Origin of the sequence: Nonomuraea sp. GTA35 (genome assembly GCF_041950525.1) — a bacterium.
Classification (GTDB): domain Bacteria; phylum Actinomycetota; class Actinomycetes; order Streptosporangiales; family Streptosporangiaceae; genus Nonomuraea.
Window position 1 is genome coordinate 65,998 of sequence record NZ_JBGNUV010000017.1, and the last position, 12,993, is coordinate 78,990.

General features: G+C 74.3%; 12 protein-coding genes. 8 read left to right on the forward strand and 4 right to left on the reverse strand.

Annotated features, from left to right (window positions below):
• Positions 1-59: 59 nt before the first annotated feature.
• The 6 genes from ACBJ32_RS49345 to ACBJ32_RS49370 all read left to right on the forward strand — a co-directional run bounded on the left by ACBJ32_RS49345 (position 60) and on the right by ACBJ32_RS49370 (position 6,118).
• Complete coding sequence (locus ACBJ32_RS49345; RefSeq protein WP_375132822.1) at positions 60-599, forward strand: dihydrofolate reductase family protein; 540 nt, start codon at positions 60-62, stop codon at positions 597-599.
• 223 nt (positions 600-822) lie between these two features.
• Positions 823-2,049 carry a BtrH N-terminal domain-containing protein gene (locus ACBJ32_RS49350; RefSeq protein ID WP_375132823.1) on the forward strand — a complete coding sequence of 409 codons (1,227 nt, stop codon included), beginning with the start codon at positions 823-825 and terminating at the stop codon, positions 2,047-2,049.
• A 94-nt stretch (positions 2,050-2,143) separates the two neighbouring features.
• Positions 2,144-2,545, forward strand: a complete 402-nt coding sequence (locus tag ACBJ32_RS49355) for a hypothetical protein (RefSeq protein ID WP_375132824.1) — start codon at positions 2,144-2,146, stop codon at positions 2,543-2,545.
• Between the two features lie 41 nt (positions 2,546-2,586).
• Positions 2,587-4,830, forward strand: coding sequence for a protein translocase subunit SecD (gene secD / locus ACBJ32_RS49360; RefSeq protein ID WP_375132825.1), 2,244 nt, complete (start codon positions 2,587-2,589; stop codon positions 4,828-4,830).
• A 207-nt stretch (positions 4,831-5,037) separates the two neighbouring features.
• The gene (locus ACBJ32_RS49365; protein WP_357876525.1) at positions 5,038-5,424 is read left to right on the forward strand and encodes a VOC family protein; all 387 of its coding nucleotides are present in this window, start codon (positions 5,038-5,040) and stop codon (positions 5,422-5,424) included.
• Positions 5,425-5,437: 13 nt separating this feature from the next.
• Positions 5,438-6,118, forward strand: coding sequence for a response regulator transcription factor (locus tag ACBJ32_RS49370; RefSeq protein WP_375132826.1), 681 nt, complete (start codon positions 5,438-5,440; stop codon positions 6,116-6,118).
• Positions 6,119-6,162: 44 nt separating this feature from the next.
• Here ACBJ32_RS49370 and ACBJ32_RS49375 read toward each other — a convergent pair whose 3' ends face one another.
• Together ACBJ32_RS49375 and ACBJ32_RS49380 are read right to left on the reverse strand one after the other, a co-directional pair.
• Complete coding sequence (locus tag ACBJ32_RS49375; RefSeq protein WP_357876521.1) at positions 6,163-6,957, reverse strand: FHA domain-containing protein; 795 nt, start codon at positions 6,955-6,957, stop codon at positions 6,163-6,165.
• Positions 6,958-7,104: 147 nt separating this feature from the next.
• Positions 7,105-8,229 carry a protein kinase gene (locus ACBJ32_RS49380; protein WP_375132827.1) on the reverse strand — a complete coding sequence of 375 codons (1,125 nt, stop codon included), beginning with the start codon at positions 8,227-8,229 and terminating at the stop codon, positions 7,105-7,107.
• A gap of 109 nt (positions 8,230-8,338) precedes the next feature.
• Between ACBJ32_RS49380 and ACBJ32_RS49385 the strand changes: the two genes are divergently transcribed.
• Positions 8,339-8,719 carry a hypothetical protein gene (locus tag ACBJ32_RS49385; RefSeq protein WP_375132828.1) on the forward strand — a complete coding sequence of 127 codons (381 nt, stop codon included), beginning with the start codon at positions 8,339-8,341 and terminating at the stop codon, positions 8,717-8,719.
• On the opposite strand, the gene ACBJ32_RS49390 is transcribed toward ACBJ32_RS49385, so the two are convergent.
• Together ACBJ32_RS49390 and ACBJ32_RS49395 are read right to left on the reverse strand one after the other, a co-directional pair.
• Positions 8,720-10,849, reverse strand: coding sequence for a SpoIIE family protein phosphatase (locus tag ACBJ32_RS49390; RefSeq protein WP_375132829.1), 2,130 nt, complete (start codon positions 10,847-10,849; stop codon positions 8,720-8,722).
• A 93-nt stretch (positions 10,850-10,942) separates the two neighbouring features.
• Positions 10,943-11,641 (reverse strand): TetR/AcrR family transcriptional regulator, encoded by a 699-nt coding sequence (locus ACBJ32_RS49395; protein ID WP_375132830.1) that lies wholly within the window; start codon positions 11,639-11,641, stop codon positions 10,943-10,945.
• A 141-nt stretch (positions 11,642-11,782) separates the two neighbouring features.
• On the opposite strand from ACBJ32_RS49395, the gene ACBJ32_RS49400 reads away from it, so the two are divergent.
• Positions 11,783-12,985: an SGNH/GDSL hydrolase family protein gene (locus tag ACBJ32_RS49400; RefSeq protein WP_375132831.1), complete on the forward strand. Its 1,203-nt coding sequence runs from the start codon at positions 11,783-11,785 to the stop codon at positions 12,983-12,985.
• The last annotated feature ends 8 nt before the right edge of the window (positions 12,986-12,993 follow it).

Below are 12,993 nucleotides of genomic sequence, written 5' to 3' on the forward strand. Positions count from 1 at the left end.
GCGGTTGCGGCCAGGCTTTACTCATCGGACAACGAGACACCAGACCTGAGGAGCACACGATGAGGAAGCTCGTCGAATCCACCTTCGTCACGCTGGACGGCGTCATCGGCGACCCGCACGTCTGGGGCCCGCCGTACTGGGACGAGGAGCACAACGCCTACTCCGCGAAGCTGCTGTTCGGCGCCGACGCGCTGCTGCTGGGCCGCGAGACGTACGAGGGCTTCGCCGAGGCGTGGGGCGGCCGCTCCGGCGACGAGTACACCGACCGGATCAACGGCCTGCCCAAGTACGTCGCCTCGACCACGCTCAAGGAGGCCACCGCGTGGAACGGCAACCTGATCGAGGGTGACGTGGCCGCCGCGGTCGCCGAGCTGAAGCAGCAGCCGGGGCAGAGCATCCTCAAGTACGGCAGCGGCAAGCTCGACCGCACGCTGATCGCGAACAAGCTGATCGACGAGCTGCACCTGTGGGTGTTCCCCGTCGTCGCCGGCGGCGGCGACCGGCTGCTCGACGGCCTCGACCTCACCCACTTCGAGCTGCTGGAGACGACCCGCTTCAAGTCGGGCATCATCGTCCTCACCTACGGGGTCAAGGCGTAGGGATTCCGTCCGGGGCCGCCGTGTACTAGCATCCGCTGCACCGGCGGCACTCTCCCGCCGAACCTCCAGAGCGGGTCCCCACGCGGCCCGCCGGACGCGGAGGCAAAGGGGACAGCTCGCGCCTCGGGAGCCCGTAGGCGACCGGCCGGCGATTCCCTTCGCGGCCGCCACGGGCCGCGGGCGTGGGCCGGGCCGGTGGCGATGGCCGCGGGAAGAGCCGTACATGACCAGCAAGAAGCAGCTCAAGGCGCGCATCAGGGCGCGCATGGCCAGGACCGGCGAGAGCTACACCACGGCCCGTCGGCACGTCGCCGGCCCGCCCGAGCAGGCCGCGGACGGCGGCTGGCGCTTCACCGGCGGGCGGCACCCGTCCAGCGCCGCCATCGCCGCGGTGCTCGCCAACCAGGGGCTGGACGTCGGCGAACCGCTGGTGTTCCTGGCGGGCGGCGGGATCGGCGCCGGATACATCCTGTGGGAGTTCCAGAACGACGGCTCCCGCTGCGTGGTGCTCGGCTTCCGCAACCAGTGGCAGTACCACGACCGGTGGATGGCCAAGACGCTCGGCCGGCTCGGGGTGCCGTACGACGAGCACCGCACGTCCGGGACGCGCGCCGCGAGCGACCGGCTGGCCGCCGAGCTGGACGCGGGGCGGCCGTGCGTGGTCCTGCCCGACCGCTACCACGCGGCCTACTGGCACCTGCCGGCCGCGCTGGACGGGCGCGGCGGCCATCCCGTGGTCGCCTACCGGCGCGACGGGGACGCGGTGGTCCTCGACGACCGCGGCCGGGCGCCGATCAGCGTCCCCCGGGAGCGGTTCGACGCCGCGCGGGCCAGGGTGGGCTCGTACCGCAACGTGCTGCACGTGCTCGGCGAGAGCAAGCCGGACGAGGCGACGCTGGCCGCCGCGGCCCTCGACGGGCTGCGTGACTGCGCCGCGCACCTGTCGGCCGCCTCCGACTCGTTCTCGCTGCCGTCCTGGCGCAAGTGGGCGCGGCTGCTGGTCGACACGCGCAACGCCAAGGCGTGGCCGAAGGTGTTCGCCGACCGGCGCGGGCTGGCGGACGCTCTCCTGTCGATCTGGGAGGGCGCCGAGCCGGTCGGCATGGACGGCGGGAACCTGCGCGACCTGTTCGCCGACGCGCTCGACGAGGCCGCCGCCCTGCTGGACCGGCCCGCGCTGGCGGAGCCGGCCGGCCGGTTCAGGGAGATCCACGGCCTGTGGCACGACCTGGCCGAGGCGGCGCTGCCCGCGGACGTGCCGGAGCTGGGCAGGATCCGCGAGCTGACCGCCGCCGTCAAGGAGAGCGTCATGGCGGACGGCAGCGCCGGCGACCACGAGGCCATGACCGCCGACCCGGGCCCGCTCTTCGCCGCGCTCAGCACCCGGCTCTCCGCCCTGTACGAGGCCGAACGCGCGGCGATCGCCAGGCTGTCCACGCTCGTCACCTGACGATCGGCTCCGGGATCCCCGGCGGCAACCGCTGCCGGGCAGCCGGGGCCAGGGCGACCGGCTAGGGTTGGAGGCTCCGAGGAAGGGGAGCGACATGCGCACGAGGCTGCCCACACGGCTGCCCGCTGCGCTGCTCAGGAGGCCGCCCGCGGGGTCGCCCGCCCGGCTGCCCGCCGTCCTGCTCCTCCTCCTGTCGTGGTTCCTGCCTGCCACCGCGCACGCGCAGGTCGCCCAGCAGGCGACCGCCGTCCACGCCGCGGTCTGGCGGGCCGAGCAGCACCACTCCGGGGTGCGGCAGCTCCCGCACCCGGCTCCGGAGCTGCGCGCCTGGCCGGGCCAGGGCGGCACGACGGGCGCGGCCGCAGCGCTCGCGGCCGAGCCCGCCGGCGTGCGGCCGGCGTGGGCCGAAGTCGTCCCCGAGCCGCCCCTCGACGTCCCCGCGGCACGCCGCCCGCTGGCGTCAGCGGCTCGGGCGCCTCCCTCCACAGGGCACTGAAGACCCCTTTTTCCTGATTTTTCAAGCCTGTGGAGGCTTCCATGTTCCGTGCGCCGTTCTGGCGTGCGGTGACGGCGTGTGCCGTCATCGTGATCTCGTTGATCGTCACCCTCGCCGCCGCGCCCCGCCTGGGCCTGGACCTGCGCGGCGGCACCCAGCTCGTCTTCGAGACGAAGAGCTCCGCCACCGTCCAGGCCGACGCCGCCGCCACCGACCGCGCGCTCAACGTGCTGCGCCAGCGGGCCGACGCGCTCGGCGTCGTCGATCCCACCCTGGTCCGCTCCGGCGAGCGGCGGATCATCGTCGAGCTGCCCGGCGTGCTCGACCCGCGCCAGGCAGCCGAGGTCATCGGCCGTACCGCGCAGCTCGCCTTCCACCCCGTGCTCGGCGCCGCCGAGCCCGGCGACAAGGAGGCGGTACGCGACGAGAACGGCGGGCTGCTCAAGCTCGGCCCCGCCGCCATCACCGGCGACGGGGTGAGCGACGCCGCCGAACAGAGCGACCCCCAGCGCGGCCCCGGCTGGTGGGTGAGCCTCGACTTCCGCGAGGAGGCGCCCTGGCGCAAGCTCACCGGGGACGTGTCCTGCCGGCCGCAGGACGACCCCCGGCGCCGCATCGCCATCGTGCTCGACAAGGAGATCATCTCCTCGCCGCCGCTCGACCCCTCCGTCCCGTGCGGCACCGGGATTCCCGGCGGCAGCGCCCAGATCACCGGCTCCTTCACCCACGAGGAGGCGCGCGACCTGGCCGTGCTGATCAAGGGCGGCGCGCTGCCGGTCCCGCTCGACCTGGTCGAGCAGCGCACGGTCGGCCCGACGCTCGGCGCGGCGGCCATCGACGCCAGCGCCAAGGCCGCGATCGCCGGGCTCGTGCTGACCGCCCTGTTCATCGTGGCCGTCTACCGGCTGGCCGGGCTGCTGTCCGTGATCGCGCTGCTCTGCTACGGCCTGATCTCGTACGCGGCGCTGGTGGCGATGGGCGCGACCTTCACGCTGCCGGGCCTGGCCGGGTTCGTGCTGGCCATCGGCATGGCCATCGACGCGAACGTGCTGGTCTTCGAGCGGGCCAGGGAGGAGTACCAGCCGGCGCCCGGACGCGGCCTGCGGGGAGCGCTCGACCGGGGGTTCAGGAACGCCTGGAGCGCGATCGCCGACTCCAACGTGACCACCCTGATCGCCGCCGGGCTGCTGTTCTGGCTGGCGTCCGGACCGGTCAAGGGCTTCGGCGTGACGCTGGCCGTCGGCGTGCTGGCCTCGCTCGTCTCCGCCATGCTGATCACCCGCGTGCTCACCCAGGCCGTCATGGGCCGCGTCACGCCACGCCTGTCCGGGCTCGGCTCCGCCGGCTCTGTCAGGACCTGGCTGACGCGCAGGAACCCGAGGCTCATGCGGCACGCGAGGCTCTGGCTGGGCCTCGCGGGCGGGCTGGCGGCGGTGGCCGTCGCCGGGCTCGTGGCACGCGGGCTGAACTTCGGCGTCGAGTTCACCGGCGGCAGGCTCGTCGAGTTCGCCACCTCCAGGCCGATCTCCGCCGACGCGGCGGGGGAGGCGGTCGCGCGGGCCGGGTTCCCCACGGCGGTGGTGCAGGCGGGCGACGACGGCGTCTCCGTACGCGCCGCGCGGCTCGGCCTCGACGAGGTCGCCCGCATCGAGCAGGCGCTGGAGGCCCAGGCGGGCGAGGTGACCAAGCGCAGCGAGGAGTTCATCGGCCCCAGCCTGGGCGAGGAGCTGCGCCGCAACGCGCTCGTCGCGCTCGGCGTGGCCCTGGCCCTGCAGCTCGCCTACCTGGCCGTCAGGTTCAGGTGGACGTTCGGCGCCGCGGCCGTGCTGGCGCTGCTGGTGGACGTGGTCGTGGTGGCGGGCCTGTTCGCCTGGCTGGGCAAGCCGATCGACGGCGTGTTCCTGGCCGCGATGCTGACCGTCGTCGGGTACTCGGTCAACGACAAGGTGGTGGTGTTCGACCGGGTCAGGGAGCTGTGGGCGGCCCGCCGCGGCGAGCCGCTGTCGGCGGCGGTGAACGGCGCGATCCTGCAGACCATGCCGCGGACCGTGAACACCGGCCTCGGCGCCCTGTTCATCCTGCTCGCGCTCATGGCCTTCGGCGGCGACTCGCTGCGGGACTTCGCGATCGCGCTGGTGGCCGGGATCGTGACGGGCACGCTGTCGTCCGCGTTCGTGGCGGGCCCCGCGGCGATCCTGCTCGGCCGCTTCGACCGCCGCCCGGCCCCCGAACCGGCCAAGCCCCGCCCCGCCCGGGAGCCCCGGGGCTCGGGCGCGGTGGTGTGACGGCGCGCCGGCCTCCCACGGCGGGCTCCGGGGAGGCGGGCACCCTCGCCTTCCGCGGCGCGCTCCGGGGAGGCCGGGCGTCCTCGGCCCGGCACTCCGGGCGCGCCCGACGCGGCTGGATGTGCCGATCCGGTCTGGCGATCTTTCGGATCTCGGGCTTTCCCGATCCGAGGGCTTCCGTGACCCGGCGCGGGGAACAGGTTCGGCATGGAGGTGCTGAGCAGTCGCGTGCTGTTGCGTCCCCGTGACCTCACGCGCAGCCGCCGTTTCTACGCGGAGACGCTCGGCCTGGCCGTCTACCGCGAGTTCGGCCCGCCCGACCACCCGGGCGTGGTCTTCTTCCTGGGCCAGGGCCTCCTGGAGCTGTCCGGGTCCGCGCAGGCGGCCGCCGGGCCCGGGATGCAGCTCTGGCTGCAGGTGCGCGACGTGGCGCGGGAGGAGGAGCGGCTGCGCCAGGCGGGCGTCACCGTGCTGCGCGGGGCCCGCCAGGAGCCCTGGGGGCTGGTCGAGGCGTGGATCGCCGACCCCGACGGCCACCGCATCGTCCTGGTCCAGGTTCCGGCCGACCACCCCCTGCGCCGCGACCCCCGCTGAGCGGAGCCCGCCCATGACCGCATACCGCATCCTCGCCGTGGACGACGACTGGGCGATCCTGCGCGCCCTCTGGCGCGGCCTGCGCCTGGAGGGCTTCGCCGTGGACACCGCCGACTCGGGGCCGCTCGCGCTCGACCGCGTGGACAAGTCCCCACCGGACGCGATCGTGATGGACGTCTCCATGCCCGGCATGTCGGGCGTCGAGGTGTGCGCCCGGCTGCGCGCGGCGGGCACGCGGGTGCCCGTGCTGATGCTGTCGGACCGGGACGCAGTGGACGACCGCGCGGCCGGGCTCGCGGCGGGCGCGGACGACTGCGTGGTCAAACCGTTCGACCTGTACGAGCTGGCCCTGCGCCTGCGCGCCCTCCTGCGCCACGTCGCCCCCGCCTCGCGCACCGCCGTCAGGGTCGGCCCCCTCGTCCTCGACCCGGCCGACCGCCGGGTCACCCTCGACGGCAGGGAGATCGACGTGACGCGGCGCGAGTTCGGCCTGCTGGAGGTGCTGGCCCGCAACGCCGGCATCCCCATGTCCCGCGCCCTGCTCCTGGAACGCGTGTGGGGGTACGACTTCGAGGTCGACGGCAGCCCGCTGGACACGCTCATCGGCTACCTGCGCCGCAAGCTGGAGGCGGGCGGCGGCCCGCGCATGCTGCACACCGTACGCGGGGCGGGGTTCATGCTGCGGGAGCCCTAACGCCACCTGATCGGCACCACCCACCCGCCTGCCCGGGCGGGCCGTCAGCCGGTGGGGCCCTGCTCGCCAGGCAGCGGTTCGAGGTCGTCCTCCAGCAGGTCGAGGTCCGGCGGCACCAGCGTCGTCGACTCCACCAGCCCGCGCAGCAGGTTGTGCAGGAGGTTGTCCGACGGGCCGCCCGCCGACTTGTCGTGGGTCAGCGGGTACGGGAAACCGCCCGCCTCCAGGCGGCGGCGCACGGTCTCGATCCGGTTCTCGATCCTGCGTTCCCGCCAGTCGCCGCCGGGGCGCAGGTAGGCGAGCTGCTCGGCCGCCTGCCGGTACGACAGGGGGCGGGGGCCCTCCTCGTACAGCAGGTAACGCTGGCCCAGCACCACCAGCAGCAGCCGCTCGTCGTCGTCCAGCGGCCACCTCCGAGGCGGCAGCGTCGCCGCCCGGCGGCGGGGGGCCCGTTCCTCGTCGTGACCCGTGACGTACAGCTCCACCAGGTGCTCCCGGAAACCCGACCCGCGCACGAACACCGGCGTGTAGCCGGGGGCCAGCGGGAACGCCTCGGTCGTCGCGTGCATCAGACGGCCCCGGGGGAGTCGCAGGAGCTGCTGGCCGGTGTTCCGCAGCCACCAGCGCTGCTTGCTGAAGGTCAGCTCGCCGTGGCGGCGGCTCACCCACAGGTCGTCCTCCCCGACGCACAGATCCACGTCGGGGCGCGCGCCCCGGCCGAACCGCACGGTCAGGCCCGGCCTGGGCGGCACCTCGACGCCGCCGTTGACGCTGCGGGCGTGCAGCGTGCCCGGCGGGGCGGGCGCGACGCCTCGGGCGAGGCTGTCAGGGACGTCCATCGCACTCCTCCCTCTCCTGGCTGCCCGGATCCCGGTCTCCGGCGCCTCCGGCTCCAGCATGCCCGGCCCCCTCCGGGACCCTTCCCGGACGCGGGACGTCCCGCTCGTTTCGGGACCCTCCCGACGCGGCGCGTGCGGCGTCCGGCTTCATGCGCGTGGCAGGCGGGCCGTGGCCGCGTCGGCCAGGTGGGTGGCCATCCGGCACAGCCGCTCCGTCGGGCGGGACCCGCCCACCAGGATGCGCAGGGTCTCGGCGGCCGTCCGGCCGTGCACGTCGGGGTAGGTGCGGTGGACGACCTGCACCAGGCAGGTCTCCTCGCCCTCGCCCACCGGCCGGACGTAGGCGGGCCGCCCGTTGAGCCGCGTGGACGTCCCGCCCGCCGCGTCCGGCGGCTCGCCCCGGTCGAACGTCAGGTCCAGCCGGGTGTCGCTGGTGGTGCTCCCCCACTCGCAGTCCCACCCGCCGTAGCCGCGATCGGGGTCGGCGGCGTCGATCCCGGGCACGACCTCCAGGGCCCGTGCGTCGAGCAGCGTGCAGGCGTCCTGCTGGGCCAGGGACTCGGCGGGGAAACCGGGGGAGCGGCGGGCGAGCGGGCCCCGGTTGAGCGTGCGCACGGCGTCGGCCGTGGCCGCGTCGGCGATGTCGCACAGCGCGGCCTCGCCGTCGTCGTCGCGCTTGGCCGTGACCGTGATCGTCGTGTCGGTGACGCCGTCGAGCACCAGCGTGCGGTTGCACGCGTGACTCTCGCCCGGGTCCGCGACGACCGTGACGATGCCCGTGGTCGTGGCGGCCTTCGCCTGCTCCGGCGGCGGGTCGAGGTTGAGGTCCACCTTGACGGCCACGACCGTGTCGGACGGGGGGCTGACGAGGACGTCGCAGCGGTCGAAGTTGCCGTAGTCCGCGATCTGGGCCCCGATCCGCGCCGCCACCCCCGGTGACAGCCCCGGCCGCCCCTCCAGGCTCCCGCCCGGCACGTGCTCCATCACCAGCCACGACGCCGCCCGGCCCCGGACGGCGTGGTAGAGGGTGACGACGTGCGGATGGCTGAACCTGGCCAGGGCCCGCTCCTCGGCCCACAGCCGGTCGGAGCCGGCCGCGCCGTCCACGGCCAGCCGTTTGAGCACGACGTCCCGGCCCAGCTCCAGGTCGTCGGCGAGCCACACCTCGCCGACCGGCCCCCGGGAGAGGCCGCGCACCAGCAGGTACCGGCCGTCCACGGTCATGCCCGGGCGTACCCCCTCCGGCCGGGGACCCCGTTGCGGGAAGCGCACGACCAGAATCTATCGAGTGAGATCTCGAACACGCAGCGTTTCCCCGGGACCGGTCCCGGGGAGATCGCCGCACACTGGGCGCGCCGACAACCGGAGAGCAAGGAGGATCATGCCCCCCACGATCAGGATCGCCGCGCTGGCAGCGGCGGCGTCCATCGCCCTCGTCCCGCTCGCCGTCCCCACGGCGTCCGCCACCACCGCCACCACCGCCGCCGCCACTGCCAAGCCCAATCTGCGGGCCTGCTACGACGGCACGTGCAAGCTCACTCTCACCAGGGGCGTCTCGTTCCGGGTCAGCTCCCGCTTCGGCATCACCCGGCTGGCCATCACCTTCACCTCCGCCACCGTCCGGGTGAAGGGCACGGGGCCGGGCGTGATGTCGCAGGCGTACCTCGGCGAGGGCTCGACCGGGTCCGTCAACCACATCGGCGTGCGCGTGGTCTCGCTGTCGTCCGGCAAGGCGGTGCTGCGGCTGACCGCCCGGCGCTGATCACGGACGGCCGAACGTGTCGCGCAGCAGCAGCACGGCGATGTCGTCCGTGCGCCGCTCGATCGTGGCCGGCTCGATGAGCGTCTCCGCCAGGTCGTGCAGGGGCTGGCCCGGCGCCGGGGCGAAGCGGTCGGCCAGGGCGGCCATGGCGTCGCCCAGGTCGCGTCCGGGCTCCTCGATGAGGCCGTCGGTGTAGAGGGTCATGACGGCGCCGGGCTCCATGGGCAGGGTCGTGGTCGCGTACTCGGCCTCGGGGTCGATGCCGAGCAGCAGGCCGGGGGAGGTGTCGACGACCCGGGCCCGGGCGCCGGGCCGGCCCAGCACCGGTGGCAGGTGTCCGGCGCTGGCCACGCAGGCGGTGTGCCGTCGCAGGTCGAAGCAGACGTACAGGCAGCTGGTGAAGCGGTCGGGCGCCAGCTCGACGAGCAGCCGGTTGGTGTGCGCGAGCACGTCGCCGGCGCTGACGCCGGTCGAGGCGTGGGCGCGGATGGCGGTGCGTACCTGGCCCATGAGCGCGGCGGCGGTCATGTCGTGCCCCTGCACGTCGCCGATGACGGCCGCGGCCATGGTGTCGCCGAGGCGGATCAGGTCGTAGAAGTCGCCGCCGATGTCCATGCCGGGGGTGGCGGGCACGTACCTGGCGGCCACGTCGAGGCCGGGGATCCGCGGGAGCTCGTGGGGCAGCAGGCTCGACTGCAGGCACTGGGCGAGCTGGTGCTTGACGTCGTAGAGCCGGGCGCGCTCGAACGCCTGGGCGATCAGCCCGGTGAGCGCGGTGAGCGTGGCCCGCTCCTGGGTGCTGAACCGGTGCGGCCGGTCGTAGGCGAGGATGCACGTGCCGATGGGCTGGCCCGAGGTGACCAGCGGCAGGAACGCCCAGGCGCACATGTCGTCGGAGCGGATCGCGTCCGGGTAGGCGGCGCGCAACTGGTCCCAGTTCGAGAAGAACGCCGGCTTGCCCGGGTCGAACGGCCTGCCGGTGGGCGCGACGGGGATGACGGGCCGGCCGTCGAACTCGTCGATGGCCTGCCGGCTGTAGCCGCGCGAGGCGACCACCCGCAGCCGCCCGCCCTTGGAGGTGAGGATGGCCAGCGCCTGCACGTTGTAGACCGGCATGACGTGGTCGGCGACCAGGTCGAGCACCTCCTGGGCGGTCACCGCCCGGGCCAGCGCGGTGGCGAGGAGCAGGATCTCGTGCACCGCGACGACCCGCAGCGTCCGGTCGCCGCCGGTGACGGGGTCGGGCGAGGAGTCGCGGGACACCGCGCCGGGGGTGATGCGCAGGGTGATGCCGGTCAGGCCGGGATACAGGCAGAACGACAGCTGCCTGCCGGTGGGGCTGCGGGTGGCGAACTGGGTGATCTGCCGGGCGATGACCGCGGCGCGGTAGCGGTCCTCGTACGAGGGGTCGGCCAGCCACGGCAGCACCTCCCACAGGCGCCTGCCGAGCAGCGCGGACGGGGTCACGTCGAGCAGGTCGGCGGCCGGGGCGCTGACCAGCGTCGCGCGGCCCTCCACGTCCAGCACGCAGTAACCCTCGGGCAGCCGGTTGAGGCACTCCAGGGCGACGAGGTCGGCCCGCGGGTCGGTCGGGCGAACGGGCCGCGGGCCGAGCAGGCGCGGCTGGGACCCGGCCCTGATCGGCCGCCCCTGCCGGGCCGCCTCCCGCAGCAGCTCGCCGATCGTGGCGCAGGCCCTGTCGACGATGTCGCGCTGGCGGCGGGGGAGCTCGGACGCCTGCCCGGCCGGCCACAGCAGCATGAACCCGCCGAGCACCCGGCCATCGGAGCAGATGGGCGACAGGACGGCGGCGAAGGGGTACGGCAGGGCGAGCGCGGCCGCGGGGAACTCGCGGGCCAGGTGCTCGCGCCCGCTGATCCAGATCAGCCGCCGCTCGCGGACCGCCACGGCGATCGGCACCGGGTCCCTCGTCCTGATCCTGGACCACGCCCTGGCGATCGGCGCGGGCAGGCCGACCTCGGTGGCCATCTGCAGGATCTGGCCGGTGTCGTCCAGGAGGTAGGCGGCGCCGATGTGCGCGCCGGCGCTGATGACGGCTTCGACCAGCAGCTTGTCCAGGCGGGACGAGCCGTTCGCCGCGCCGGGAGCCGGGACGTCATCCTCCCGCACCGCCTCAGCAGGCCCCGCTCACGTATCGTGAGCGTGCTGTCCACGCCAAACCACCCATACGGGCAGATTACACGCGTATATGTCGTATTTTGGTTACGTTCCGCCAATATCATGATCAGGTGGTGAAGAGACGGCCGCGCCGTCGTAGGGGCCGGGCGCGCGCTCCCGGGCGCGCGGATCGGGCAGGTCCAGCGCGCGGCCGAGCAGCCGGTGCATGTGGTCGCGGAAGCGCCGCAGCTGGTCCTGGTCCTCGACGCCGCGCCGGTAGCCGCTCCCGTTCAGCACCCCGCTGAGCACGAAGCCGTGGATGCACCAGATCATCGTGTACGTGGTGTGCAGCGGGTCGGCGCCGGCCGGCTCGGCCAGCGTGTCGACGCCCTCCACGACATACTGCGTCAGCGGCTGGGCGTTCTCGGCCTCCAGGTCCACGATGTCGCTGGCGTCGGACAGCCAGCGGTGCATCCACAGCGCGGGCATCTCCGGATGCGCCAGGCAGAAGTCGAGGTACCCATCGATGAAGTCGTGCAGCGCCCGGGCCCTGCGCTCGGGCGGGACCGCCATCAGCGCGTCGACCCGCGGCGTGATGGCCTCCGCCAGCAGGTTGCGCGCCTGCTCCATGACCGCCAGGTAGAGCTCGCGCTTGCCGGTGAAGTGGGCGCCGAGCTCCTCCGGGCTCACGCCGGCCGCCTCGGCGACCTGCGCGACGGAGGAGCTGTCGTAGCCGAGCGCGGCGAACAGCCTGGTGGCGGTCCGCAGAATCAGCTCCCGCCCGCCGCCGTCTGCAGAGTCCATGGTGGCGACCCTAGGCGTGAAGGGCCGCGGGACCTATGACTTGATCGACAAGTGCCGGTAAAAACCCCGACCCGGGGACAGGGGGCGGCGAAACGTTCGCTATCGTGCCGAAAGTTTCGCCTATGAAGTGGAGCCGCCCTCATGTCCCTGTCGCCCCCGTCCAGCCCGCCGACCGGCCGCTGGGTCACCACGTGGACGGCGATGCCGCAGCTCACCGAGCCGGACAACATGCCGCCCCCGCCGTACGCCAAGGAAGGGCTGAGCCTGGCGGACACCACGCTGCGGCAGACGCTGCGCGTGTCGCTGGGCGGCCACCGGTTGCGGCTGCGGCTGTCCAACGCGTTCGGGGGCGCGCCGCTCCCGATCACCCGCGTGGCCGTGGCGCTCCCGCGAGGCGGCTCGGCGGGGGTGAGCGGCATCCGGCCGGAGACCTCCCGGCCGGTGACGTTCTCCGGCCGCGCCGGCACCACCGTCCCGGTCGGGGCGCACGTCGTGTCCGACCCGCTGGAGCTCGACGTGAGTCCCGGCGCGGTGCTGACCGTGACCGTCTACCTCGACCAGGGCCTGGCCTCCTCCGCCCTCACCTCGCACCCCGGCTCCAGGACCACCTCCCACCTGGCCGCCGGCGACCACGTGGACGCCGCCGACCTGCCCGCCGCCACTCCCGTCGACCACTGGTACCTCCTCAGCGGCGTCGAGGTCTGGTCCGAGCCGGGCGCGGCGACGCTCGTCCTGCTGGGCGACTCCCTGACCGACGGCCGGGGCTCCACCACCAACGGCAACGACCGCTGGCCCGACCGGCTCTTCGACCGGCTCCCGCCCGGCATCGCCGTCGCCAACCAGGGCGCCGGCGGCAACCGGGTGCTCAACGACGGGCTCGGCCCGAGCGCCCTGGCCCGGCTGGACCGGGACGTCCTCGCCCAGAGCGCCGCCCGCTGGCTCGTCGTCTTCGAGGGCGTCAACGACCTCGGCACCGCGCCGGCCACCCGGGCGGCCCAGCGGCAGGTGGTGGCCGAGCTGCTCGCCGCCTACGAGCAGATCGCCGTCCGTGCCCGTGCCCGTGACCTGCTCGTGTACGGGGCCACGCTGACGCCGTTCGGTGGCAGCCACCCCTACGACGACCCCGAGGGGCACCGGGAGGAGGCCAGGCAGGCGGTCAACGCGTGGATCCGCGACGAGGGGCCGTACGACGCGGTGATCGACTTCGACCTGGCGGTGCGCGACCCGGCCGAGCCCCGCCGCCTGTCGGCGGCCTACGACGAGGGCGATCACCTCCACCTGAGCCCCGCCGGCTACCGCGCGCTCGCCGAGGCCGTCCCGCTCACGCTGTTCGGGTCCCGGTAGCGTCGAAG

Excerpts from the sequence above, each read along its gene's own strand:
- ACBJ32_RS49370 (WP_375132826.1), top strand. The coding sequence starts at position 5,438 with ATGACCGCATACCGCATCCTCGCCGTGGACGACGACTGGGCGATCCTG.
- ACBJ32_RS49365 (WP_357876525.1), top strand. The coding sequence starts at position 5,038 with ATGGAGGTGCTGAGCAGTCGCGTGCTGTTGCGTCCCCGTGACCTCACG.
- secD (WP_375132825.1), top strand. The coding sequence starts at position 2,587 with ATGTTCCGTGCGCCGTTCTGGCGTGCGGTGACGGCGTGTGCCGTCATC.
- ACBJ32_RS49395 (WP_375132830.1), bottom strand. The coding sequence starts at position 11,641 with ATGGACTCTGCAGACGGCGGCGGGCGGGAGCTGATTCTGCGGACCGCC.
- ACBJ32_RS49375 (WP_357876521.1), bottom strand. The coding sequence starts at position 6,957 with ATGGACGTCCCTGACAGCCTCGCCCGAGGCGTCGCGCCCGCCCCGCCG.
- ACBJ32_RS49350 (WP_375132823.1), top strand. The coding sequence starts at position 823 with ATGACCAGCAAGAAGCAGCTCAAGGCGCGCATCAGGGCGCGCATGGCC.
- ACBJ32_RS49345 (WP_375132822.1), top strand. The coding sequence starts at position 60 with ATGAGGAAGCTCGTCGAATCCACCTTCGTCACGCTGGACGGCGTCATC.
- ACBJ32_RS49400 (WP_375132831.1), top strand. The coding sequence starts at position 11,783 with ATGTCCCTGTCGCCCCCGTCCAGCCCGCCGACCGGCCGCTGGGTCACC.
- ACBJ32_RS49385 (WP_375132828.1), top strand. The coding sequence starts at position 8,339 with ATGCCCCCCACGATCAGGATCGCCGCGCTGGCAGCGGCGGCGTCCATC.
- ACBJ32_RS49355 (WP_375132824.1), top strand. The coding sequence starts at position 2,144 with ATGCGCACGAGGCTGCCCACACGGCTGCCCGCTGCGCTGCTCAGGAGG.